General features: G+C 64.5%; 22 protein-coding genes and 1 tRNA gene. 4 read left to right on the forward strand and 19 right to left on the reverse strand.

Features of this window, described 5'->3' with window-relative positions:
• Positions 1-159 precede the first annotated feature (159 nt).
• The 11 genes from F599_RS16160 to F599_RS0103605 all read right to left on the reverse strand — a co-directional run bounded on the left by F599_RS16160 (position 160) and on the right by F599_RS0103605 (position 8,640).
• Positions 160-288 (reverse strand): hypothetical protein, encoded by a 129-nt coding sequence (locus F599_RS16160; RefSeq protein WP_020700477.1) that lies wholly within the window; start codon positions 286-288, stop codon positions 160-162.
• A gap of 194 nt (positions 289-482) precedes the next feature.
• On the reverse strand, positions 483-1,490 hold the full coding sequence (gene hypE / locus F599_RS0103560) for a hydrogenase expression/formation protein HypE (RefSeq protein ID WP_019542162.1): 1,008 nt from the start codon (positions 1,488-1,490) through the stop codon (positions 483-485).
• The gene (gene hypD / locus F599_RS0103565) at positions 1,480-2,583 is read right to left on the reverse strand and encodes a hydrogenase formation protein HypD (protein ID WP_019542163.1); all 1,104 of its coding nucleotides are present in this window, start codon (positions 2,581-2,583) and stop codon (positions 1,480-1,482) included. Before hypD ends, hypE begins: the two co-directional genes overlap by 11 nt.
• Complete coding sequence (locus F599_RS0103570; protein WP_019542164.1) at positions 2,580-2,819, reverse strand: HypC/HybG/HupF family hydrogenase formation chaperone; 240 nt, start codon at positions 2,817-2,819, stop codon at positions 2,580-2,582. Before F599_RS0103570 ends, hypD begins: the two co-directional genes overlap by 4 nt.
• Before the next feature lie 70 nt (positions 2,820-2,889).
• The gene (locus F599_RS0103575; protein WP_019542165.1) at positions 2,890-3,453 is read right to left on the reverse strand and encodes a HyaD/HybD family hydrogenase maturation endopeptidase; all 564 of its coding nucleotides are present in this window, start codon (positions 3,451-3,453) and stop codon (positions 2,890-2,892) included.
• Positions 3,443-4,126: a hydrogenase nickel incorporation protein HypB gene (gene hypB / locus F599_RS0103580; protein ID WP_019542166.1), complete on the reverse strand. Its 684-nt coding sequence runs from the start codon at positions 4,124-4,126 to the stop codon at positions 3,443-3,445. Before hypB ends, F599_RS0103575 begins: the two co-directional genes overlap by 11 nt.
• 2 nt (positions 4,127-4,128) lie before the next feature.
• The gene (hypA, locus tag F599_RS0103585) at positions 4,129-4,470 is read right to left on the reverse strand and encodes a hydrogenase maturation nickel metallochaperone HypA (RefSeq protein ID WP_026327789.1); all 342 of its coding nucleotides are present in this window, start codon (positions 4,468-4,470) and stop codon (positions 4,129-4,131) included.
• Between the two features lie 69 nt (positions 4,471-4,539).
• Positions 4,540-4,782: a hypothetical protein gene (locus tag F599_RS0103590; RefSeq protein WP_019542168.1), complete on the reverse strand. Its 243-nt coding sequence runs from the start codon at positions 4,780-4,782 to the stop codon at positions 4,540-4,542.
• Between the two features lie 83 nt (positions 4,783-4,865).
• Positions 4,866-5,567: a Ni/Fe-hydrogenase, b-type cytochrome subunit gene (gene cybH / locus F599_RS0103595; RefSeq protein WP_026327790.1), complete on the reverse strand. Its 702-nt coding sequence runs from the start codon at positions 5,565-5,567 to the stop codon at positions 4,866-4,868.
• Positions 5,568-5,600: 33 nt separating this feature from the next.
• Positions 5,601-7,520, reverse strand: coding sequence for a nickel-dependent hydrogenase large subunit (locus F599_RS0103600; protein WP_019542170.1), 1,920 nt, complete (start codon positions 7,518-7,520; stop codon positions 5,601-5,603).
• 19 nt (positions 7,521-7,539) lie between these two features.
• Positions 7,540-8,640, reverse strand: coding sequence for a hydrogenase small subunit (locus F599_RS0103605; protein WP_026327791.1), 1,101 nt, complete (start codon positions 8,638-8,640; stop codon positions 7,540-7,542).
• Positions 8,641-9,007: 367 nt separating this feature from the next.
• Between F599_RS0103605 and F599_RS0103610 the strand changes: the two genes are divergently transcribed.
• A tRNA-Ala gene (locus F599_RS0103610) sits at positions 9,008-9,083 on the forward strand.
• 179 nt (positions 9,084-9,262) lie between these two features.
• On the opposite strand, the gene F599_RS0103615 is transcribed toward F599_RS0103610, so the two are convergent.
• Together F599_RS0103615 and F599_RS0103620 are read right to left on the reverse strand one after the other, a co-directional pair.
• A complete protein-coding gene (locus F599_RS0103615) occupies positions 9,263-10,609 on the reverse strand; it encodes a 6-phospho-alpha-glucosidase (RefSeq protein ID WP_019542172.1) in 1,347 nt (448 codons plus the stop codon).
• 271 nt (positions 10,610-10,880) lie between these two features.
• On the reverse strand, positions 10,881-11,582 hold the full coding sequence (locus F599_RS0103620) for a hypothetical protein (protein WP_019542173.1): 702 nt from the start codon (positions 11,580-11,582) through the stop codon (positions 10,881-10,883).
• Positions 11,583-11,837: 255 nt separating this feature from the next.
• Between F599_RS0103620 and F599_RS0103625 the strand changes: the two genes are divergently transcribed.
• Positions 11,838-12,200: a PTS glucitol/sorbitol transporter subunit IIA gene (locus F599_RS0103625; RefSeq protein ID WP_019542174.1), complete on the forward strand. Its 363-nt coding sequence runs from the start codon at positions 11,838-11,840 to the stop codon at positions 12,198-12,200.
• A 223-nt stretch (positions 12,201-12,423) separates the two neighbouring features.
• Here F599_RS0103625 and F599_RS0103630 read toward each other — a convergent pair whose 3' ends face one another.
• From F599_RS0103630 to sufC, 6 genes are all read right to left on the reverse strand, one after another.
• Positions 12,424-14,406, reverse strand: coding sequence for a penicillin-binding protein (locus F599_RS0103630; RefSeq protein ID WP_019542175.1), 1,983 nt, complete (start codon positions 14,404-14,406; stop codon positions 12,424-12,426).
• A gap of 202 nt (positions 14,407-14,608) precedes the next feature.
• Entirely contained in the window at positions 14,609-15,040 is a 432-nt protein-coding gene (sufU, locus tag F599_RS0103635; protein ID WP_019542176.1) for a Fe-S cluster assembly sulfur transfer protein SufU, read from the reverse strand.
• Entirely contained in the window at positions 15,030-16,265 is a 1,236-nt protein-coding gene (locus tag F599_RS0103640; RefSeq protein ID WP_019542177.1) for a cysteine desulfurase, read from the reverse strand. The genes sufU and F599_RS0103640 overlap by 11 nt, the downstream gene beginning before the upstream one ends.
• Positions 16,258-17,097 carry a SufB/SufD family protein gene (locus tag F599_RS0103645; protein ID WP_019542178.1) on the reverse strand — a complete coding sequence of 280 codons (840 nt, stop codon included), beginning with the start codon at positions 17,095-17,097 and terminating at the stop codon, positions 16,258-16,260. The genes F599_RS0103640 and F599_RS0103645 overlap by 8 nt, the downstream gene beginning before the upstream one ends.
• Positions 17,098-17,109: 12 nt before the next feature.
• On the reverse strand, positions 17,110-18,516 hold the full coding sequence (gene sufB / locus F599_RS0103650) for a Fe-S cluster assembly protein SufB (protein ID WP_019542179.1): 1,407 nt from the start codon (positions 18,514-18,516) through the stop codon (positions 17,110-17,112).
• 3 nt (positions 18,517-18,519) lie between these two features.
• Complete coding sequence (gene sufC / locus F599_RS0103655; RefSeq protein ID WP_019542180.1) at positions 18,520-19,275, reverse strand: Fe-S cluster assembly ATPase SufC; 756 nt, start codon at positions 19,273-19,275, stop codon at positions 18,520-18,522.
• Between the two features lie 203 nt (positions 19,276-19,478).
• On the opposite strand from sufC, the gene F599_RS14700 reads away from it, so the two are divergent.
• Positions 19,479-22,355, forward strand: coding sequence for an EAL domain-containing protein (locus tag F599_RS14700; protein ID WP_019542181.1), 2,877 nt, complete (start codon positions 19,479-19,481; stop codon positions 22,353-22,355).
• A 220-nt stretch (positions 22,356-22,575) separates the two neighbouring features.
• A complete protein-coding gene (gene nhaA / locus F599_RS0103665) occupies positions 22,576-23,754 on the forward strand; it encodes a Na+/H+ antiporter NhaA (RefSeq protein ID WP_019542182.1) in 1,179 nt (392 codons plus the stop codon).
• Positions 23,755-23,852 lie beyond the last annotated feature (98 nt).

Consider the following 23,852-nt stretch of genomic DNA (forward strand, 5'->3'; position numbering starts at 1 on the left):
CCTGTTTCTTGTACTGTTTTTTATGCCATGATTATCGCCAGTGTCAGATGACCGTGATTGAGGTCAAAGAAAACGGGGCTATCCGCACGAAAATGCTTTCGTGAGACAGCCCCTTTCTTGTTGGGCAGATGCTACGCGAGAGGAACCCGCTCGCTATGATCAAAGGTCTGTGATTTCCTTGAATTTTTTCTTCGACATCCCCGCTGTACCCGCAGCATCTTCCAGGCTCAGGAGTTTAGCCCCCACAAGCGACTTCAGGGTTTCCAAGCGTCCTTTTTCATACCGCATTCTTCGCTTCTGCGCAGTTCCATTCAGCAGGGCACATACGCTGCCTTCATTTCCTTGTTTTCTTTCGCCACCTCCACGGCATCGGCAATGGCTTCCGTGAAGTTCTCGTTCGGCGTTTTGCCCTCGATGCAGCCCCGGAAAGACAGCCTTTTGATGTTTTCCGGTCCTGGCTCGCAGCGGCTTGCGCGGTTTCTTCAGCAGATCCGCGGCACGAGACTCCCGAGCGGGAGGTCAACGATGCGGATGCCGCCGAGGGCGGTGCGCAGGCCGACCTGGCCGGGCGCCTCCTCGGTGGTCTCGCCGATGATACACGCGTCTTTGCCGTAGGGGTGCGCGCGCATGGCGGCGAGCGCGGCATCGGCCTCCGCCGCGGGGACGAAGGCGATGCATTTGCCCTCGTTCGCGAGGTCGAGCGGGTCGAAGCCGAGCATGTCGCAGATGCCGCGCACGGCTTCGCGGATGGGCAGGGCGTCCTCGTCGACGAGGACGCCGACCTGCGCGGCTGCGGCGATCTCATTGAGGACGGCCGCGACGCCGCCGCGCGTGGGATCGCGCAGGACGGCGGTATGGGGCGCGGCGGCAAGGACGGCCTGCGTGAGGCCGGCGAGCGGCGCGCAGTCGCTCGTGAGGCTCTCGGGGATCTCGATCCCGTGCCGCCCCGCGAGGATGGCGGCCGCGTGGTCGCCGATGCAGCCGGAGAGCAGTACCTTCATGCCCGGGCGCACGTTCTGCGGGGCGATGTCGATGCCCGCGATGAGCTCGCCGACGCCCGCCGTGTTGATGAAGATGCCGTCGGCCTTGCCGTGCTCGACGACCTTCGTGTCGCCCGTGACGATGGCGACGCCCGCAGCGTCCGCCGTCTCACGCATGGTGCGCACGATGCGCGAGAGATCCTCGACGGGGAATCCCTCCTCGAGGATGAGGCCGCACGAGAGGTAGCGCGGCACGGCGCCCGTCATCGCGAGGTCGTTGACGGTGCCGCAGACGGCGATCTTCCCGATGTTGCCGCCCGCGAAGAAGAGCGGACGCACGACGTAGGAGTCCGTCGTGAACGCGAGGCGGCCGCTCGTCGCGAGCTTCGCCCCGTCGTGGAGCACGTCGAGCACGGGATTGTCAAAGGCGGGCAGGATGACGTCGTGCATGAGCGCAGCGCTCATCTTGCCGCCCGCACCGTGCGCGAGGGTGATTTTCTCATTTGCCATAGACGAACCTCCCCTGTCCGTATTTGTACCAGGCCGCGCAGACGCCCTCGACGGAGACCATGCAGGGGCCGACGGCGTGCGTCGGCATGCAGGCCTTGCCGAAAAGAGGGCACTCCGGCGGCGTGACGATGCCGCGCAGCACCTCGCCGCAGCGGCAGCCGGGACGCGGGCGCGGCTCCGGAACCTCGAGGGGCAGCACGCGCTCGATGTCGTAGGCGGCGAAAGCGTCGCGCATGCGCAGCCCCGAGCGCGGGATGATGCCGATGCCGCGCCAGCGCGCGTCCACGGGCTCGTAGACGAGGCGCATGACGCGCCGGGCCTCGCAGCTCCCCTCGCGGTGCACGACGCTCTCGTACTCGTTCTCGATACGCGCCTCGCCTGCCGCCGCCTGCTGCGTGAGCCGCGTGAGCGCGCGCAGAATGGCGAGCGGCGAAAAACCCGCGACGACGCCGGGCAGATGGTAGTCCGCCGCAACGAAGGAGAAGATGTCCGTGCCCGTGACGACGGCGACGTGGCCCGGCAGCAAAAAGCCGTCGACGCGCACGGCGGGGTCGTCCATGAGCGCGCGCAGCGCGGGCGGCACGAGCTTCTGCGCGGAGAGCAGGAAGAGATTCTTCACGCCCGCGCCCTTGGCCGCGAGCACGAGCGCCGCGGCCGTGGGCGCGGTCGTCTCAAAGCCGACCGCGAGGAAGACGACCTTCTTCTCCGGGTTCTCCCGCGCGATTGCGAGCGCGTCGAGCGGCGAGTAGACGATGCGGATGTCTGCGCCCTCCGCCTCGGCCTCCGCGAGGCTCGAAGCGGAGCCCGGGACCTTGAGCATGTCGCCGAACGTCGCGAGGATGACGTCCTCGCGCGCGGCGTAGGCGATGGCCTTGTCCATGTAGTCGTCCGGCGTCACGCAGACGGGACAGCCGGGGCCGGAGACGAGCGCGACGCCCGCGGGGAGCATCTGGCGCAGTCCCGCGCGGAAGATGGAGACGGTGTGCGTGCCGCAGACCTCCATGAAGCGCAGCGGCCGCCCCGCCCGCGCGCTCTGGCGCTCGATCTCCGCGAGCAGCTCCTGTGCCGCCGCCCGCTCCTCTGCGCGCGTCACGAGAGCGCCTCCACGGTGCGCGGCGCGCCGTGCATCTCCGCGAGCAGCGCGTTCGTCTCCTCGGCCTCGCGCTCGTCGACGATCTGCATCGCGAAGCCCGCGTGCACGAGCACGTAGTCGCCGCATTTCGCCTCGGGCAGCAGCATGAGCGAGATGTCTTTCGTCACGCCGCCGAGCTCGACCTTCGCGAGCGCGTCCTTGATTGCTATGATTTTGGCAGGTACTGCCAGACACATATCCGATTCCTCCTGATGTATGGTCAAGCGACCGGGAAAGTCCTCCTTTCGCAGGCTTTCCCGGCATTTCCTATCCTTCCCTTTCCCGCGCGGCCGCCTCGGCGACGGCCGTGTAGTCGACGCTGCCGCCGCGCTTCTCCGCGGGCGCGATGCCCCAGGCGGCGAGCTCCGCGAGCGCGCGCCGCGCCATCTCCGGCACGAGCGCGCGCATCTCTTCGGAGAGCTCGACGCCCGCCTCGACGTCGTAGGGCTGCGCGCCGATGACGACGACCTCGGGAATCTTCTTCCCCGTCACGGCGAGGAGCGCGAGCACGTCCTGGATGCCGACCTCATGCGCCGAGATCTTGTCCTGGAAATGCTCCATGACCGCGTCGTCCTCGAAGCGGAAAAGCGTGCCCGGCGCCGCGTGGCCGTTGATGGAGTCGATGACGAGCAGCCGCCGCGTGCCGGTCACGAACTGCGTGAGCTCGATGCCGAGCGTGCCGCCGTCGACGATCTGCACACTCTCAGGGAAATCGTAGTGCGCCGCGAGATATTCCGCGACGCGCACGCCGAAGCCCTCATCGCGCAAGATGACGTTGCCGACGCCGAGGACGGTCGTCTCGGCGGCGAAGAGTCCGCTCTCATCTGCCATCGCGCGCACCTCCGCAGGCTGCCTTCTTCGCGGCGACGCCGCGGCGCAACCAGTCGCACCAGGCGTCTACGCCCTCGCCCGTCGTGCAGGAGAGCTCGGCGATCTCGATGCCCGGATGGAGCATGGAGATGTCGCCGCGCGCGCTCTTGATATCGAAATTGCAGTAGGGCGCGAGGTCGATCTTGTTGATGAGGGCGATCTCGCTCTCCTTGAACATGAGCGGATATTTCATCGGCTTGTCATCGCCCTCCGTCACGGAGAGCACGACGGCGCGCGCGTCCTCGCCGAGCGCGAACTCCGCGGGACAGACGAGGTTGCCGACGTTCTCGACGACGAGCAGGTCGAGCGCTGCGAGGTCCATCTCCCGCACGGTCTTCTGCACCATGTTCGCATCGAGGTGGCAGCCGCCCGCCGTGTTGATCTGTATGACGGGCACGCCGTGGCGGTCGATGCGCTCCGCGTCCTTGCTCGTGAAAAGGTCGCCCTCGATGACCGCCATCGAGAGCTCGCCCCGCATCCGCTCCATCGTCTTTTCGAGCACGGATGTCTTGCCCGCGCCCGGCGAGCCCATGAAATTGACGACGAAAACGCCCTTCGCCTGGAACAGCGCGCGGTTCTCCGCCGCGTAGCGGTCGTTCTCGCCGAGGATGTTCTTGATGACCTTGATTTCCAAGTCTAATCAACCTCCAGATATTCTACCTGCATCTCGCGTCCCGAGATGGTCTTGAGCACGCCGTCCTTGCACTCGGGACACCAGAAATCGTAGTGCTCGATGTGGAACTCCTTGCCGCATTTCGTGCAGCGGCCGATGAGCGGCACGTGGCGAATCTTGAGCGCGGCGCCCTCCGCGGGCGTGCCCTGCGTGAGGACGCGCCAGGAGAACTCGAGCGACTCCTGCTCGACGCCCGCCATCTCGCCGATGAGGAGCCCGACCTCGCGCACTTTCGTCGCGTGGTTCGCCTCCGCGTAGTCGCGAACGATGCCGAGGATGCCCTCTGCGATCGACATTTCGTGCATTTCCTGCCTCCCTGTGATGTATGGAAAAGAGGCCGCGCAGCCATTGCGCAGCCTCCGCTTCCATCGCTTTTAGAGCGCCGCCTCCAGGCCGCGCGCCGCAAAGACGCTCAGGATATCCGTGAGCTTCGTCTTTTTCGGACTGTAATCGACGGTCGTCTCGCCGTCGTGCGCGTGGATGTGGACGAACAGCACGCCCGGCAGGCCGAAGAGCGCGCGCTCGACCTCCTTCGCGCTCTCGTCCGTATAGCCGGTGACTGTGAACTGCAGGCGCGTGTTGCCGTTCGTCTCACCGCAGCCGCATTCCTTACACATGGAAAGCCCTCCTCTCGTTTCCTGCACAGACGCCCGCTTTGCAGGCACCGTGCATCATCTTGCAGTCAATGTCTCTCGCGATCTCATGGCTTTTCCGCGTCGGGATCGACGTCGCCGGCATCCGCCGGGTAGTGCACGAGGAACTTGCTGCCCGAGAACATGCTCGAGACCTCGGACTCGCCCTCCATGAACTCCGAGCGGATGACCATGTAGAGATGGCCGATGGCGAAGAGGATGATGCCCCAGGCGACGTAGTGGTGCACGAGGTGCGTCACCATCTCGTTGCCGCAGACGACGTTCACCCAGGCGAACGCGCGTGCGACGTAGCTCTCAGGCTCCGTCATGTAGTACATCGCGAAGCCCGTGCAGATCTCGACGGCGACGAGGCCGTAGAGCATAAGGTACGACATGCGCGCGAGCGGGTTCCTGAGGAACGACTGGTGGTTCGGCTGCACGAGCATGTAGTGCTTGATGACGTCGACCGTCTGCGCGTAGAAATAGCCTTTCCAGAACCGCGGGAACAGCCGGTCGCCGCGGTTGATGATGAAGCCGTAGATGCGCAGCACGAACGAGGCGCAGAAGACGAACGCCGCGACGAAATGGATGTCGCGCACGAGGTCGATGTACGTCGTCGAGTACGCCGGCTCGAGGTTCATCGACTGCAACGGCGTCGCGATGATGATGCCCGTGCCGAAGAGCACGAGGATCATCGCGACCATGATCCAGTGGAAGATGCGCAGGAAGGGGCTGAAGAGATAGAACTCCTTGCGCCGGACTTCCTTCATCTGATGAATTTCTGCCATGAGACAGCTCCTTTCTCACTTGCGCGGCTCGACATGCGTGCCGGAGGTGGGATCCGTCGTCACGATGCTGATCTTTTCGCCTTTGGCGTTGAACATGTGCGTCGCGCATGCCATGCAGGGGTCGAAGGAGCGGATGACCTTGACGATCTCGAGCGGCTTGTCAGGGATGGCGACATGCGTGTCCATCATCGCGCGCTCGTAGGCGCCGTGGCCCGCCTTGTCGTCGCGCGGGCAGGCGTTCCAGGTCGTCGGCACGACGCACTGGTAGTTATCGACCTTGTCGTCCTTGATCGTGACCCAGTGCGCGAGGCCGCCGCGCGGCGCCTCGTAGAGGCCGACGCCCTTGCATTTCTGCGGCCAGGTGTCCGGGTTCCAGTGCTCGTTGTTGACGACCTCGGTATCGCCGGACTTGACGTTCGCGATGAGCTTGTCGAAGAAGAATTTATTGATCTCGGCGTTGAGCTGGCAGTCGAGGCCGCGCGCGGCCGTGCGGCCGACCATCGTCGGCAGCCAGACCTCAGGCGCGAGGCCGAGCACCTTCGAGACGGCGTCGATCTGGTCGAGCATCATCTGCTCCGCCCAGGTCGGCGCAGTGAGCAGGCCCTGCTGCGCCTTCGTGTAGATGATGATGTAGCGCGCGAGCGGGCCGACCTCGCAGAGCTTGCCGCGCCATTTCGGCGTCTTGAGCCAGGAGTATTTGCCCTGCTCGTTGAGCTCCTTCCACTCGGTCGCCGTGCCGACCTTCGGGCCCGTGTACTGCGCGTTCGTCACGCCAGACCACGGATGGAGATCCGCGTCCTGCTGCTCGTCAGGATACGTGTACCAGGAGTGCTCGACACCCTCGGTGAAGACCGCGGGGTCTGTGATATCCTCCGCTGCAATCTCCGTGAATTTCGCGCTCTTCGCGCCGCCCTTGAAGTTCTCGACGACGCCGTTGCAGCGCACGAGCAGATTGTTGAAGAAATCGCCGTTCGTCGTACCCTTGTTCGGCTCGAGCGGATAGGAGCCGTAGGCGAGGACGCGCTCGTCCGCGAGCCCGCCGCCGTCGACGCGGCCCGCCTTGACGTAGGCCGTGCCGATGGCGAGCAGATCCGGCAGATAGTAGTTGTTGACGAGCGTGCGGCCCATGTTGATCGCGCGGTCGACGATGGAGAGACGCGCCGCGTTCACGGGCGCGTTGCCGTCCGTCATGGAGATGGAGCACGGCATGCCGCCGACGACATAGTGCGGATGCGGGTTCTTGCCGCCGAAGATGACGTGCGGCGTCACGAGCTCACGCTGCTTGTCGAGCATCTCGAGGTAGTGCGCGACCGCCATGAGATGCACCTCAGGCGGCAGCAGCTTGTAGTCGGGATGATCCCACCAGTTCGCGGCGAAGATGCCGAGCTGGCCGCTCTCGACGATGGCCTTGACCTTGCCCTGGATCTCGGCGAAATACTGCGGCGTCGCCGCGGGGAAGTCGTGCTCGTAGGCCTCTGTCACGCTCGCGTTCGGCGTGCGGAACGGGAGCTTGTAGGTATTGAGCACCGTGTTCTGGAGGTTCGCCGTCGCGATGGTATCCGCGGCGAGCGCCTCGACGGGGCTCACCCAGTCGAGCGCGTGAAGGTGATAGAAATGGACGAGATGATCCTGCACCGTCAGCGTCGCCGCCATGATGTTGCGAATATAGTTCGCGTTCTTCGGGATGCGGATCTGCAGCGCGTCCTCCACGGCGCGCACCGAGGCGAGCGCGTGCGCCGTCGTGCAGACGCCGCAGATGCGCTGGATGTACGCCCAGGCATCGCGCGGATCGCGGTTGTGCATGACGAGCTCGAGGCCGCGCCAGGCCGTGCCGGAGGAGACGGCGTCCGTGACCTTGCCGCTCTCGTCCACCGTGACCTCTGCGCGCAGATGGCCTTCGATTCTCGTGATCGGATCTACTACTACATGTTTCATTTATCTTCCACCTGCTCCCTTATGCCTTGTCCTGCTCATCCTTCGCGCGCTGCGCCGCCTCGGCCTGATCGCGCTTGTGCTTCTGCATGATCGAGCCTGCCGCGTGCGCCGCGACGCCTGCCGTCGCGAGCGCGCCGACCGCGAGGCCGATCTTGTCCGCGTTGCCGAGCTTGCCGTAGCCGGGCAGGCGCTTCGTAAACGGCTCATCGTCCCAGAAATTCGCGTTGCTGCAGCCGATGCAGGGCGCGCCCGACTGGATCGGGTAGCTCATGCCCTGGAACCAGCGCATATTGCCGCAGGAGTTGTACGTCTCCGGGCCGCGGCAGCCGAGCTTGTAGAGGCACCAGCCAGCCTTTGCACCCGCGTCGTCGAAGTTCTCCGCGAACATGCCAGCGTCGAAGAACGGGCGGCGGTAGCAGGTATCGTGGATGCGGTTGCCGTAGAACTGCTTCGGACGGCCCTCGCCGTCGAGCGGCGGCAGCGTGCCGAAGAGCGCGAGATGCATGATGACGCCCGTCATGACCTCGGGGATCGGCGGGCAGCCCGGCACATTCACGACCGGCGTGTTGCCGACGAACGGGTTGATGCCCGCCGAGCCCGTCGGGTTCGGCTTCGCGCTCTGGATGCCGCCCGAGACCGCGCAGGTGCCGTAGGCGATGATGGCCATCGCGCCCGCCGCGGCCTCCTGCAGCGTGCGCACGAACGGACGGCCGCCCGACATGCAGTAGACGCCGTTGTCACCCGTGCAGACAGCGCCCTCGACCGCGAGGATATACTGCCCCTTGTACTTCTTCATGATTTCCTCGAGATGCTGCTCGAACGGCTCGCCGGACGCGGCGCTGAGCAGATGGTCGTACTCAAGATCAATCTGCGACAGCACGACATCGCTCGCGAGCGGCGCACCCGAGCGGATGAACGACTCATCGCAGCCCGTGCACTCGTGGCCGTGAATCCAGACGACCACCGGCAGCGGCTTCGTCTCCGCCGCCTCGACGACCTCCGACAGCTTGTCCGTCGAAAGCCCCATGAGCGTCGTGAGCGCCACGCAGCCCTTGAGGAAGCTACGCCGGCTCATGCCCTTTCTCAGATAGCGCTCCCACATACTCTCCCGTTTTTCCACGTTGTTACCTCCCCTTCTGTGCGCCGCCTTCCGGCGCACAAAGAATTCCCCTCTTACCGAAATCCTTTGATACTAAATCTATTATACGCTGTTGCGGCGATAAATTCCATTATCTTACATATATAGATAGATAAATTTCATTAATGAGCACGACGTCTTTCCTCCTCTTGTCCCGCGATTTCCTTCCACGCCCCCTGCGCAGTGCACAAAATCTCCGCCCTCCTCCCCGTCGCGCTGCCCAAAGAACGCCCGCCGCCAAAAGGGAACAGTTCCATGTGGCTGTGGTGCCGCTGGAATTTTTTGCTGGAATTTTTTCAAAAAGGGCTTGCATCTTTTCTGCAATCGCGTTATACTATTGATTGTTCACGGGGACGTAGCTCAGTTGGGAGAGCGTTCGGTTCGCATCCGAGAGGTCGAGGGTTCAAGCCCCTTCGTCTCCACCATGAATATCAAGCCAGGCCGCAGGGCCTGGCTTTTTTGGTGCAGTGATATCACACCCCGCCGCGTTTTACGCCGCAGACACACCGCGCCCCTCCGCAAAAAAAGAGCCCGTTTCCTCAGCTGAGGAAACGGGTTTTGAGTTTGGGGGTTCTATATGAAGTGAAAATTGAAAGAGGCGAGATTACTTGAGCTCCGGCCAGAAATCCTTGTTGGCCTCGATGAGGTCGTCGAGGATGAGCTTGGCCACCTTGGCGCTCGGAACCGTCTTCGACAGCGTGAGTGCCTGCCAGAGCTTGAGATAGGAGTGCTCGATCCACGCGTCGACCGTGAGCTTCTCGACGGAGACCTGCTGTTCCATCATACCTTTCTGGAACTGCGGGATCTTGCCGACGACGAGCGGCTCCGGGCCGTCGCTGCCGACGAGGCACGGAATCTCGACCATGGCCGTCGGGTCGAAGTTCTCGATCGCGCCCTCGTTCGGAACGATGAGGAGCATGTTGGCCTTCGTGTTGTAGGCGATGGCCGTCGCGAGGTCTACGATGTAGACAGCGTGCGCATCGACGACGAAGGACGTTTCCTTGGCCGTACCGGCCGCGGCGATGCGGCGGCACTCCGTGAAGACTTCCTTCTCACGGCCCTCGATGACCTCGTCCGTACGCGTGTGCTTGATATCGGAATGTGCCACGACATCGTCCTGGCAGAGGTAATATTTCAGATACGTGTTCGGCAGCGTGTTCGGGTCGAGCGGCGCGAAGCCCTTGACCATCTCGAACGTGACCTGCCACGACGGATCGACGTGCTGGACACCGGCGTCGCCCTTGATGTACTTGAGGTTGTAGCCATGCTTCCAGACGTAGTCGCGGATCTTCGGCATGAGATCCTCGCCCGTCTTCTTGTCCTTGATGCTCGTCCACCAGCCGAAGTGGTTGAGGCCGAAGTACTTCCACTCGATGTCATGCAGCGACTCGCGGCCCGCGATCTGCGCCATCTTGCCCTCGATGTCGATCGGCATGTCGCAGATGTTGAGGATGCGGGAGTTCGGGCAGAGGCGGCGCGTTGCCTCTGCAACGATGGCCGCCGGGTTCGAGTAGTTGAGCATCCAGGCGTTCGGAGAATACTTCTCCATGTAGTGGACGATCTCGACGACGCCGCCGATAGAGCGCATGCCGTAGGCGATGCCGCCCGGGCCGCAGGTCTCCTGGCCGAGCACGCCGTACTTCAGAGGAATCTTCTCATCCTTCGAGCGCATCTCGTACTTACCGACGCGGATATGCGCGAGCACGAAGTCGATGTCCGTGAACGCCGTCTCCGGATCCGTCGTCGCGAGGAACTTAATCTGCGGCGCGCGCTCGCGGATGATGATCTCGCAGGCGTCCGCCACGATCTTCTGGCGATCCGGGTCGTTGTCATAGAACTTGATCTGGCGCAGCGGGAAACGATCCTGGTGCGCGAGGAGCATCATGACAATGCCCGGCGTGAACGTGCTGCCGCCGCCGGCGATGACGACGGAGAATTTCTTGTCCTGCATGTTATTGCCTCCTGAAAATGCCATTCCCTGATGGGAAATCTTGCATCTGTTCTGTCTTTCATCTTTCCTTCTGACAGGTCTCATCCTAGCACAGAAAAGCCGCGGACTCAATAGTTTCGCGGCTTTTCGTCACTTTGCCCGCACGGCGGCACAAAGTACATTTTATGAAATTCAGTTCACAAGAGAAGCTAAACCTCACACAATCAATCAAAATCTCACATCAAACATCTCAATGCCGGGCAGCGTGCGACGCGCAGCGCGCGGCCGCCTCTCAGCGGCGGCGCCAGAGGTCAAAGAGCGCGACCATGTTCTTGCAGCGCAGGCATTCCATCGCCGTCATCATGCGGTCGTCGTCCGAACCGCCGGGAATAGGCACCGAGATATGCGCGCCGCCGTAGCTCTCGCCGATGGTGCGCAGCGCCTGCAGCGTGCGGGCGTTCACAGGCTGGTCGAACTGCTCGACGATGCCGCCCTCGCGGGGCTCCGTCGCGACGGACTCCTCCGCGCGGATCTGGAACACCGTCGAGGAGCCCGTCTGCACATCGACGCCGACGAAGCCGATGGACTGTTGCCCGAGATGGCGCACGGAGAGGTAGAGGATGGCCTGGTCGCCCTTCTTGACGAGGTAGGGCACGATGTAGATGCCGTCCTGCGTCGGCGGATCGTAGCTGTAGAGCGTGCGGCCGTTGCCGATGTCCTTCACGCGCATATCCGCCGTGAGCCCCTCGGCCGTGCCATCCTTGCCCTGCGCCGCCGTCGCGTCCGCGCTCTGCGCGGGCTTCGCCTTTTTCTCGCGCTGGACGCGCGCCTCCTGGGCCTCCTGCCGCGCCGCCTGCTTCGCCGCCTGCCGCTGCTGCACGATGGCGAGCGTCGCCTGATAATGGCGCGCGGCAAAATGCCCCGCCGCCCCCGCCGTCCCGAGGACGACGGCGGCGAGCAGGCCGTATTTCAGGATGGATAGCTTCTTGCCCATGCCGCGCTCCTTTCCGCAGCCCGGTCGTTGCCGGCGCGTTTTCGTATCTCTCTGTTTATTATACGCGATGCCGCGGGCATTTTCCTTGTTTCCGTGAAATTTTCTGTTCCTTGCACCAGGATACGGAACAAGAATCCTGCCGGAAGGCGGTCAAAAAAGCTGAAATCTATGATATAATGAATATGATTTCATCCGATAAATGAAAGCTTGCAGGCGGCGTGCGCGCAGCCTGATGGAAAGGAGTCATACGACAATATGGAAACGAAATACGATGTCACGATCACGGCCATCGGCGGCCTCGCCCGCACGTTCCTCGAGAACAACAAGAGCGTCATCCTGCTCGACGAGGGCATCCGCCCGAACCTCTCCGATATGGTGGTCGAGCACTCCGGCGGCCTGCTCGCAGGCGAGATCAAGAAGGGCGACAAGCTCCGCGTCGGATCCTCGGAGTACACGGTCATGAGCGTCGGCAGCGATGTCAACAACAATATCAAGGAGGAGGGCCACTGCACCCTCGTCTTCAACGCCGAGGGCTCGATGCCCGGACAGGTCATCCTCAAGGGCAAAGGCCAGCCGGTGCTCGCAAACGGCATCCATATCACGTTCTACAAGAAATAACTGCGCCTCGCGCACCCGAAAAGGGCTGCTGCACGAAGCGATTCCCCTGCCATATCCGGCGACGACTATTTTCAAGCACTGGATACGGCGGAGGAATCCTTGCGTGCGGCAGCCCTTTTTCGCTTGCCGTGCACCGCTGGCGCCCATCGCTTCTGCGGCCATCGCCGCGGGCAGCAGCGCAGTCATTGCGGCGCGGGTGCCGCCGTACCTCGCGACGCGCCCATCAGGGCGAGAAGTTCACGATGACGCGCGTGCCCTGCTCGACGAGCGTATTGGCGGGGACGCTCTGGCCCGTGGCCTGGCCGGAGCCGCGGCTCTCGAACTGGAGGCCCGCCTGCGCCGCTCTGGCCGCAGCCGCGCGGATGGAGAGCCCGGAGAAGTCCGGCATGACGATCATGCCCGTCGGCACCTCGCCTTCGTAGCCGACCGCGGGCGCGGGCCGCGGCTTCTGCCGCTCCTTTTTCTCCATATCGGCGAAGGGATCGGTCGACGGCTCGACCTTGAGGTAGCGCAGGAGCTGCGCGAAGATGCGCTGCGCGACCGGCGCCGCGATCTGGCCGCCGTAGAAGTTCCCCGTGCCGGGATCATCGATGAGCACGAGCACGACGACCTGCGGGTCCTCGACGGGCGCGAAGCCGCAGAACGAGGCGATGTAGCGCCCCTCCATATAGCCCGTGCCGTCGGGGCGGATCTTCTGCGCGGTGCCCGTCTTGCCCGCGATGCGGTAGCCTTTGACGGCCGCTTTCTTGCCGCCGCCGGAGGCGACGACTTGCTCGAGGAGGCCGACGAGCGTCTTGTCCGTCGCGGACTCGAGCGCGCGGCCGACCTCCTCGCGCTGCGTCTCCATGTAGGTGGAGCCGTCCGCGTTCTTGATGGACTTCACGATATGCGGCTTCAGCACGACGCCGTCGTTTGCGATGGCGGCCATCGCGCGCACGAGCTGCAGCGGCGTCACGGCGATGCTCTGGCCGATGGCCGTCGTCGCGATGTCGGAGGCGCGCATGTCCTTCGGGTCGAAGAGGATGCCGCACTCCTCGCCGGGCAGGCCGATGCCCGTCGGCTCGCCGAATCCGAAGAGCTTCGCGTATTTCATGAGGTTCTCCGCGCCGAGGCGCAGGCCGACCTGCGCGAAGCCCGTGTTGAGCGACTGCTTCACGACGTCCGTGAACGTCACCGTGCCGAAGCTCGCGCCGTTCCAGTTCTGGATGCGGCGCCCAGAGACCATGACGTAGCCCGGGTCGACGAAGACCTGGTTCGGCGAGACGACCCTTTCCTGCAGCGCGGCGCCCGCCACGACGGACTTGAAGGTCGAGCCCGGCTCGTAGATGAACGAGACGGCGCGGTTCTTCCAGGTCTCCGCCGGGTAGTCCGCGTAGCGGTTGGGGTTGTAGCTCGGCCGCGAGGCCATCGCGAGCACGTCGCCCGTCTTCGGGTCCATGACGACGCAGGTCACGCCCTGCGGGTTGTTCTCCGCCATCGCGCGGTCGAGTTCCTGCTCGACGATGAACTGCATGGAGCTGTCGAGCGTGAGCTCGATGGTCTTGCAGCGGCTGCCCCGGTAGGGATGGCGCTTGAAGATGGAGTCGAGGATGGGCCGCTCGCGGCTGTCCGTGTAGAGGAAGTCCTCCGTGACCTCGCCCTTGATGAGGCTGTCGCAGGCCTGCTCGATGCCGTCGAGGCCTTTGTCCTCCGCGCCGACGAAGCCGACGACGTTGGCGGCGAGCGCGTCGCTCGGATAGTAGCGCTTCGCCTCGTCGATGAAGCCGAGGCAATCCGTATACTCCTCCTTGCGCATCCAGGCACGCACCGCCTCGTACTCGTCCTGCGTGAGGAAATGCTTGAGCCAGACGAAGCCGCCGCCCTTCTCTACGGCGGCCTCGACGTCCTCCGGCGTCTTGCCGATGAGCGGCGCGAGCCCTGCGGCGAGCGCCGCCGTGTCCTTTTTCTGCGCCTGGCTCGGATCGATGAAGAGCGATTTCGTCATGATGCTCACGGCGAGCTCGCGGCCGTTGCGGTCGAGGATGGGGCCGCGCGGCGACTGCGTGCGGAACTCCTGCCCCACCTGCGCGCGCATGCGCGCTGCGAGCTTGTCGCCCTCGACGAGCTGCAGCCAGGCGTAGCGCAGGACAACGATGACCATGGCCGCGAGCATCACATAGAGCGCCACCCTGATGCCGCGCCGGATGTCTTTTCTCTCGTTCTGCAAAGAGGAAACTCCCTTCCTGATGGAACCACTGATTCATTCAGCACTTCATTTCATCAGCGGTTCCTGATAAAAATTGCAGGTACATTATAGCATAGTTTCGCGCAAGGAAGCACGGAGGAAATGCGTTGCCCCGGCATTTCTCAGCAGTTTCTCCGTCAAAAAAGGCGCCGCCCCGCCGGGCAGCGCCTTTTATGGCGGTTCCTTACTTCTCGTCCTTGAGCGCCTCGTCGAGCGTATGCCAGGCGAGCACGGCGCATTTGACGCGGGCGGGCATGTGGCTGACGCCCTTGAGCGCGAGGGCCTCGTCGAGGTCCTCCAGCTCCGCCTCATCCGTGATCTCGCCCTTGATCATGCCGATGAATTTCTGCGCGAGCGCGCGCGCCTCCTCGACGCGCTTACCGCGGATGAGATCGACCATCATGTCGGTCGAGGCCTGGCTGATGGCGCAGCCGACGCCCGTGAACGCGGCATCCTCGACAACGCCGTCCTTGAGCTTCAGCTGGAGCGTGATCTCGTCGCCGCAGCTCGGGTTGTGTCCCTTGAGGGAGCAGGTCGCTCCGGGGAGCGCGTGGCGGTGCTCCGGATTGCGGCTGTGCTCGCTCACGAGCTCCGTGTAGATGTCTTCAAGCCCCATAACCGAGCACCCCCCTGACTTTCTTGAGCGCGGCGATCCAGCGGTCGACGTCCTCTCGCGTGTTGTAGAGGTAGAAGCTCGCGCGGCAGCTCGCGTTGAGGCCGAGGTACCGGTGGAGCGGCTGGGCGCAGTGATGGCCCGCGCGCACGGCGACGCCCGTGCTGTCGAGGATGGTCGCAACGTCGTGCGGATGGACGTCCTTGACATTGAAGGCGATGATGCCCGTCTTGTTGCCGCGCTTGGTATCGCAGCCGTAGAGCTCGATGAAGGGAAGCTCCCGAAGCTGCGGCAGCGCGTAGTCGACGAGGTCTTTCTCGATGGCCTCGATGCGGTCGAAGCCGATGCCCTCGAGGTAGTCGATGGCGGCCGTGAGGCCCGCCGCGCCGCCGACGTTCTGCGTGCCGGCCTCGAACTTCGCGGGCAGCTCGGCGTACGTCGTCTGCTGCTCCTCGACGTACTCGATCATGTCGCCGCCCATGAGGAACGGCGGCATGGCGTCGAGCAGGTCGTATTTGCCGTAGAGCACGCCGATGCCCATCGGCGAGAGCATCTTGTGCCCGGAGAAGGCGAAGAAGTCCGCGTCGATCTCCTGCACGTCGACCTTCTGGTGCGCGACGCTCTGCGAGCCGTCGACGACGCAGACCGCGCCGACGCTGTGGGCCTTGGCGGCGATCTTCTTCACGTCGTTCTTGAGGCCGAGGACGTTCGAGACCTGCGTGCAGGCGACGAGCTTCGTGCGCTCCGTGATCTTCGTCTCGATGTCCTCGTCGCTGAGGTTGCCGTCTGGCTCGAGGTAGATGTACTTGAGCGCCGCGCCCGTCGCGTGCGCGACGTGCTGCCACGGCACGAGGTTGCTGTGGTGCTCGGCGATGGTGATGACGATCTCATCGCCCTGCTTGAGGTTCGTAAGGCCGTAGCTGTAGGCGATGAGGTTGAGCGCCTCGGTCGCGTTCTTCGTGAAGATGATCTCCTCGGGGCGCTTCGCGCCGATGAACGCCGCCGTGCGCTTGCGCGCGCTTTCGTAGATCTCCGTCGCTTCGACGGAGAGCGCGTAGGCGCCGCGGTGCGGGTTCGCGTTGCAGCCGCCGTAGTAGCCGCAGATGGCCTTGATGACCTGCTCCGGCTTCTGCGTCGTCGCGCCGTTGTCGAGGTAGGCGATGGGGCGTCCGTTCATCTCCGTGTGGAGGAGCGGAAAGTCTTTGAGGAATTCCTGTGCGTCAGCCATTGGCAAGCAGCCTCCTTGTCAGATATGCCTCGATCTCCTCGCGGTATTTCGCCTCGGGGATGCGGTCGAGGACGGGATGGAACGCGGCTTCGACGACGAGGCGGCGCGCCTCGGCGAGGTCGAGCCCGCGGCTCATGAGGTAGAAGAGCTTCTCCTCGTCCATCTTGCCGACGGCGACGGCGTGATGGCCGTCCACGTCGTCCTCGTGCGAGAGCATGATGGGGACGCTGCGGTTCCTGACGCCGTCAGAGAGGAGCATGACCTCCTCGTTCTCGCGGCCGACGGAACCCTTCGCGCCCTCGATGAAGTCGAGCGTGCCGCGGAAGTTCTTGACGCTCTTGCCGAGCAGCGCGCCGCGCACCTGCATGTTCGCGTCCGTGCGCTTGCCGGACTGGCGGATGATGTAGTTGAGGTCGAGCTTGCGGTCGCCGTCGCCGAAATAGAACGACCAGACATCCGCGCGCGCATCGTCGCCCGCGAGGTGCACCGTGAGCTCGGCCGCCGTCTCGCTCGCGCCGGCCTCGACGCCCGTGTAGGAGAAGAGCCCGCCCTCGTCGACGAGCACCTTGATGCGGCAGGTCACGGGCACGTCCTCCGCCGCGAGCTGCAGGGCCGTGAGATGGAGGCGCGCGCCCTTGCCGACGTGTGCCTGCACCTCATGGCGGCCGCTCTCGCGCAGCTCCAGCGTGACCTCGTCGTCCGCGCCCGGCTGCGCGACGATCTGGTGGCGGTGCGGCTCGCCCGCGAGCCCCGCCGGTTCCTTGATATCATTGACTCCCAGCCAGCGCCAGGTGCGCATGGGGATCTGGGAGAAGAGTTCCTGTTCGTTCATATATGTTCCTCCTCAGCCCATCGTGCCTTCGAGCTCGATGTTGACGAGATTGTTCATCTCTACGGCATACTCGAGCGGCAGCTCCTTCGCGATCGGCTCGACGAAGCCGCGCACAATCATCGCGCGCGCCTCGTCCTCGTCGATGCCGCGGCTCGTGAGGTAGAAGATTGCCTCGTCGCTGATGCGGCCGATCTTCGCCTCGTGGCCGACCTCCGCCGCATCGCCCTCGATGTCCATGACGGGCAGCGTATCGCTGCGCGACTCGTTATCGAGCATGAGCGACTCGCAGTTGACGGAGCACTTCGCGTACGGCGCGTTCTTCGTGACCTTGACGGCGCTGCGGTAGGTCGCCTTGCCGCCCGCCTTGGAGATGGTGCGCGTGTTGATGTTCGCGCTCGTATGCGGCGCGGCGCAGATGACGCTCGCGCCCGTGTCGAGATCCTGCCCCTTGGAGGCGAACGTGACGCCCGTGAACTCGCAGCGCGCGTTCTCGCCGTGCAGGATGGAGCAGGGGTAGAGGCACGAGACGTGCGAGCCGAAGGAGCCCGACACCCACTCGATGATGCCGTCCTTCTCGACGAGCGCGCGCTTCGTGTTGAGGTTCATCATGTTGCGCGACCAGTTCTCGATGGTCGAGTAGCGCAGGCGCGCGCCCTCCTTGACGTAGAGCTCGACGCAGCCCGCGTGGAGGTTCGTGACGTTGTATTTCGGCGCGGAGCAGCCCTCGATGAAATGGAGGCTCGCGCCCGACTCGACGATGATGAGCGTGTGCTCGAACTGGCCGGCGCCCGCCGCGTTCAGGCGGAAATAGCTCTGCAGCGGCATCTTGACATGGACGCCCGCGGGCACGTAGACGAACGAGCCGCCCGACCAGACGGCGCCGTGGAGCGCCGCGAACTTGTGATCCTTCGGCGGCACGAGCTTCATGAAGTATTCCTTCACGAGATCCTCATGCTCGCGGATAGCCGTCTCCATGTCCGTGTAGATGACGCCCTGCTTCACCATGTCCTCCTGGATGGAGTGGTAGACGACCTCGGAGTCGTACTGCGCGCCGACGCCGCCCAGCGACGTCTTCTCCGCCTCGGGGATGCCGAGGCGGTCGAACGTATCCTTGATGTCCTCCGGCACGTCCTTCCAGTTGCCCGTCATCTTCGCGTCCGGCTGCACGTAGGTGACGATCTTGTCCATGTCGAGCTCGCTGATGTCAGGTCCCCAGGTCGGCAGGCCGATATGGTTGTAGGTGTCGAGGGATTTGAGCCGGAACTCCGTCATCCAGGCGGGATCGTGCTTGCGGCGCGAGATATCGCGGATGATGTCCGGCGTGAGGCCGCTCTCGCTCTTGTAGACGGAGTGGTCCTCGTTGCGGATGTCATAGAGCGTGCGCTCGATGTCCTCGACGAATGTCTTTTTCTTTGCCATGGCTCACGCCTCCCCGCTCTCGCCGAGGATATGCGTGAACCCGCGGCGGTTGATCTCCTCGATGAGCTCCGCGCCGCCCTCCTCGACGATCGTGCCGTTCATCAGCACGTGCACGCGGTCGACCGTGAGCTTCTCGAGGATGCGCGTGTTGTGCGTGATGATGAGGCAGCTGTTGTCCTCATTGTGGAACTTCGCGACGCCCTCGCTGACGATCTGCACGGCGTCGACGTCGAGGCCGCTGTCCGTCTCATCGAGCAGCGCGAGCTTCGGCTCGAGCATGAGCAGCTGCAGGATCTCGTTGCGCTTCTTCTCGCCGCCGGAGAAGCCGACGTTGAGGTAGCGGTCGGCGTACTCGGGCTTGATCTTGAGCTCTTCCATCATCTCCTTGAGCTTCCTGCGGAACGGGAGGAGCTTCACGCGCTCGCCCGAGACGGCCTGCTTCGCCGTGCGGATCATGTTCTCGACCGAGATACCCGGGATCTCCTCCGGCGTCTGGAACGAGAGGAAGAGCCCCTTGCGCGCGCGCTCGAACGTCTTGAGCTGCGTGATGTCCTCGCCCTCGAACGCGATGCTGCCCGCCGTGACCTCGTATTTCGGATGGCCCATGATGACGTTCATGAGCGTCGACTTGCCCGAGCCGTTCGGCCCGAGGATGACATGCACCTCGCCCTTGCCGACCGTGAGCGAAAGACCCTTGAGGATCTCCTTGCCCTCGACGCCCGCGTGGAGCCCCTTGATATCTAAAAGATTCTCTTTCATGCTGAAACTCTCCTTCTATCTCTGTGCACCTGATGCTCATCAGCTGCCGGACGCGCGTCCGCGCGAATCCTTATAAAAATACTCGGGATTGATGATTTCATTGTAGGCATTTTCTTTTCCTTTGTCAATAGCAGGAATCCGCGCGCGTGTCGCGAACTATATTGTAGATGAAAGTTTCTATTCGAAAGGATGTGGCGTTTTACATGAGGTATCTGCTCCGCGCGCTGTGCACGCTCCTCCTTCTCCTCGCCGCAGCGGCGCCCGCCTGCGCCGCTGCGGCGGTCTACCGCGTCGGCTACACGCCGACGCCCGGCTTCTTCACGCGCACGCAGGACGGCAGCTTCCACGGCTCCGGCTACGCCTACCTCGAGGAGCTCTCGCTCTACGCGGGCTGCCGCTTCGACTACGTCGAGCTGCCGCTCGGCCAGGAGTTCGACCGCCTGCGCGCCGGGGAGGTGGACGTCCTGGTCGGCGGCTCCGGGATGCCGTTCCCCGACCTCCTCTACAGCCACCACGACATCGCGCGTCCCGCGCTCGAGCTCTCCCTCTCAGATAACGCGCAGCGCGACCTCGCGGATACGCCGCGCATCGCCTATTTCGCCAAAATCCATACGGAGCAGGCGCTGCGCGCCTCCCTCGCGCGCTTCTTCCCCAACGTGGATTACACGCTCATCCCCTTCCAGAGCCTCCCCGCGATGGATGATGCCGCGGCGGCGGGCGAGGTCGACGCCATCACGAACGACGCCTTCCACCCGCATCCGGGCACGCAGCCCGCTGGCCGCCTGCGCCTGCTCGCGAGCCATCTCACCTACGCACCGGGGAACGCGGCGCTCTGCGCGCAGCTCGACCGCGCCATCGACGAGATGCTCACCGTCACGCCGAATCTGCGTCCCCTGCTCGAACAGCAGACAGGCCGTGACCGCGCACCGCTCTTCCTCACGCCGGAGGAAAAGGCGTATCTTGCGGCGCACAATCATTTCACCGCCCTCGCCTCGCCCCAGCAGATGCCCTACTCCTACTTCGACGGCGGGCGCCACCGCGGCATCATCCACGACATCATCGCGCAGATCGAGAGCGACCTCGGCATCACATTCGAGGTGCGCGAGACGCCCACGGACACCGTGATGCTCGAGCAGCTCGCGAACGGAGAGGCCGACGTTCTGGTCGACTTCTACTTTGACTTCAGCTGGGCGCGCCAGCATGGCGTCTACGTCACAAACCCTTACCTCTCTACGGCCTACGTCATCATCCGCCGCCGCGGGCAGGCGCTCCCGGACGCCCCGCGCGTCGCGGCACAGCGCAGCCGCAATGTCACGCGGCAGTACCTCGAGCAGATCTACCCCGCCGAGCAGATCTCCTATTTCGACACGGACGCCCAGTGCCTCGCGGCCGTAAACGACGGGCGCGCCGACCTCGCCCTCGTCAAGTCCGTGAGCGCCAACGCACTGCTCTACAGCGGTCTCTTCTACCGGCTCATGGCGGAAACCAACGTCGTGTTCTCGCACGGCACCTCCCTCGCCGTCAGCGACCGCCTCGACCCCATCTTCGTGCGCATCCTCAACAAGGAGATCGCGCACCTCGATCCCGTGGCCGTCCAGAGCGCCATCAATGCGGAGACCTTCGCCGCAAGCGACAAGAGTCCACTCGCCTCCCTGCTCTACCGCTATCCGCAGGAGAGCTTCCTCGTCGTCACCGCGCTGTTCCTGCTGCTGCTCGCGGGCGTCTTCCTCACGCTCTACGTGCGCCGCAGCCATCTCGCCGCCATCACCCGCCTCGCCTACCATGAGTCTGTGACAGGCCTCTGCAACGAGCGCTGGCTCGAGCAGGTGCTGCCGGACGCCATCCGCGCGGAGGGCGCAGCCCTCAAAGGCGGACGCCTCTACCTCGCGGGCATCTGCGTGCATCAGCTCGACTACCTGCGCGCGACCTTCGCGCTCAACCTCCTCGCCAAGAGCTTCGCCGACATCTCGCGCCGCGCGCATGCGACATTCCCCTGGTTCAAGAACTATGCCATCAGCACCGACCGCACACGCCTCACCGTCCTCTGCGCGCTCCCTGAGCGCATGACGCCGGAGGCGGCCGCAGCCGCCATCTCAAGCCATTTCTCCTCCGTCCCGCTCGGCGGCGTCGTGACGCGCGTGCGCTACCACATGAGCTTCCTGCCCATCCATTGGACGGACGCGACCAATCCCTCCCAGCTCCTGGGCGAGAGCCTCGCGAGCCTCAACTACGCCCGGGAACACAATCTGCCCTTCGTCCTCTTCGACCAGGCCATGCACGACCGGTTCCTCTGGAACAAGCACCTCGACGAGCTCGCGCCCAAGGCGTTTGACCGGCAGGAATTCGCCGTCTGGTACCAGCCGAAATACGACCTCGCGACGAAAAAGCTCGTCGGCGCGGAGGCGCTCGTGCGCTGGCAGAGCCCTGAGCTCGGACTGCTCATGCCGGGGCGTTTCATCGACTACTTCGAGCACATCGGCCTCGCCATCCGCCTCGACTACTACATGCTCGGCCACGTCGCACGCTTCCTCGAGGATCGCCTGCGCCGCCAGCTCCCCGTCGTCCCCATCTCCGTCAACCAGTCGGCGCTCCACCTCAGCGAGGGCGACTACCTGAAGAGGATGAAGGAAACCGCCGAAGCCTACCGCCTGCCCCGCGGCCTCATCGACCTCGAGCTCACCGAGACCGCCTTCATCGATTTCAAATCCAAGGAAGCGCGCGCAAACGCGCGGCAGATCGTCGACGAGCTCAAGGCAGACGGCTACGCGACCTCTATGGACGATTTCTGCACGGGATACAGCTCCATCGCCATGCTCCAGTCGCTCCCGATGGACACGATGAAAATCGACCGTTCCATCCTCCTCGCTGCGGAGAAAGATCCGCGCGCCACCGCCATCCTCGAAAGCGTCATCCAGCTCGGCCGCAGCCTCGGCATGCACGTCCTCACCGAGGGCATCGAGACGCCAGAGCAGGAGGCGCTGCTGCGCCGCCTCGGCTGCACCTACGGACAGGGCTATTTCTACGCAAAACCCATGCCGCAGGAGGACTTCGAGCGCTTCCTCGAGACGCACCTCAACTGAAAGGGCACGGCCGCACGCCTCCCGGGCAAACGTTCCCCCTCTCGCCATATTGCAGAAACGGCCATTCTAGCATAAAATAAAAGGGCCATCGCGGGACGCGCAGGCGCGTCCCGCTCTTTGTTGTTCCGCGCCGTCGGCGGCGGAGAATGGCCAAGAGATTTTCCACGAGAGCGCGCTGCCTGACGCCGCGCTTTTCAAATGAGACAAGATTGGAGATGCTATGAAAAAGAAACTCAAGAGCCTCATGACCCCCTTCGAAAAATTCTTCGCCTGGGAGGCCGCGAGCGGCCTCGTGCTGCTCGCCTGCGCCGTCCTCGCGCTCCTCCTCGCGAACTCGCCGCTCGCGGACGCCTACGCGCACCTGCTTCACCTGCCGCTCGGCATCGGCAGCGGCGCGCTGCGCCTCGAGATGAGCCTCACGCACTGGGTGAACGACGGCCTCATGACGCTCTTCTTCTTCGCCATCGGCCTCGAGATCAAGCGCGAATTCCTCTACGGCGAGCTGCGCACGAAAGCCGCCATGCTCCTGCCCGTCTGCGCGGCCCTCGGCGGCATGCTCGTGCCCGCGCTCCTCTACTCCCTCATCAACCTCGGCGCGCCGACGGCCGGCGGCTGGGGCATCCCCATGGCGACCGACATCGCCTTCGCGCTCGGCATCCTCTCGCTCGCAGCCAGCGACGCGCCGCTCGGCCTCGTCGTCTTCCTCACGGCTCTCGCCATCGTCGACGACCTCGGCGCCATCGTCGTCATCGCCCTCTTCTACAGCAGCGACGTCTCCCTCGCGGCCCTCGGCGCAGGCCTCCTCGCCATCCTCGGCGCCGCGGCCCTCAGCCGCGCGGGCTGCAAGAGGCTCCCCCTCTACGGCGCGCTCGGCCTCGCTGCCTGGGGCGCCTTCCTCGCCTCCGGCATCCATCCGACCATCGCGGGCGTCCTGCTCGGCCTCACCATCCCCGCGGCCGCAGATCCCGAGACCTCCCTGCTCCACAAACTCGAGGAACGCATCGAGCCCTGGTCGGCCTACCTCATCATGCCCATCTTCGCCCTCGCCAACGCCGGCGTCTCCCTCGCGGGCGCCGCGCTCGATCCCACCTCGCCGCTCTTCCTCGGCATCGTCTGCGGCCTCGTCATCGGCAAGCCGCTCGGCATCTACGGCAGCGTGCGCCTCGTCACGCGCCTGAGCGGCGCGCCCCTCCCCGGCAGCGCCACGCCCTCCGCCACCCTCGCCGCCGGCACCCTCGGCGGCATCGGCTTCACCATGTCCATCTTCATCGCCAACCTCGCCTTCCCCGACGAAGCCACCCTCGCCGCCGCCAAACTCAGCATCCTCTCCGCCTCCATCCTCGCCGGCCTCCTCGGCGCCCTCCTCTTCCGCCTCGCCGGCAGGAACGCCGCATCCTGATCCCCCGGGACGCTGCCTCTCCGACGATCGCACGCAACTGCCATCAAGCAGTCCGCACGCACCATCGCGCAGCACATCCACGCCGCCCCTTTCATCAG

This window comes from Selenomonas bovis DSM 23594 (assembly GCF_000381005.1).
GTDB classification, from domain to species: Bacteria; Bacillota; Negativicutes; order Selenomonadales; family Selenomonadaceae; genus Selenomonas_C; species Selenomonas_C bovis.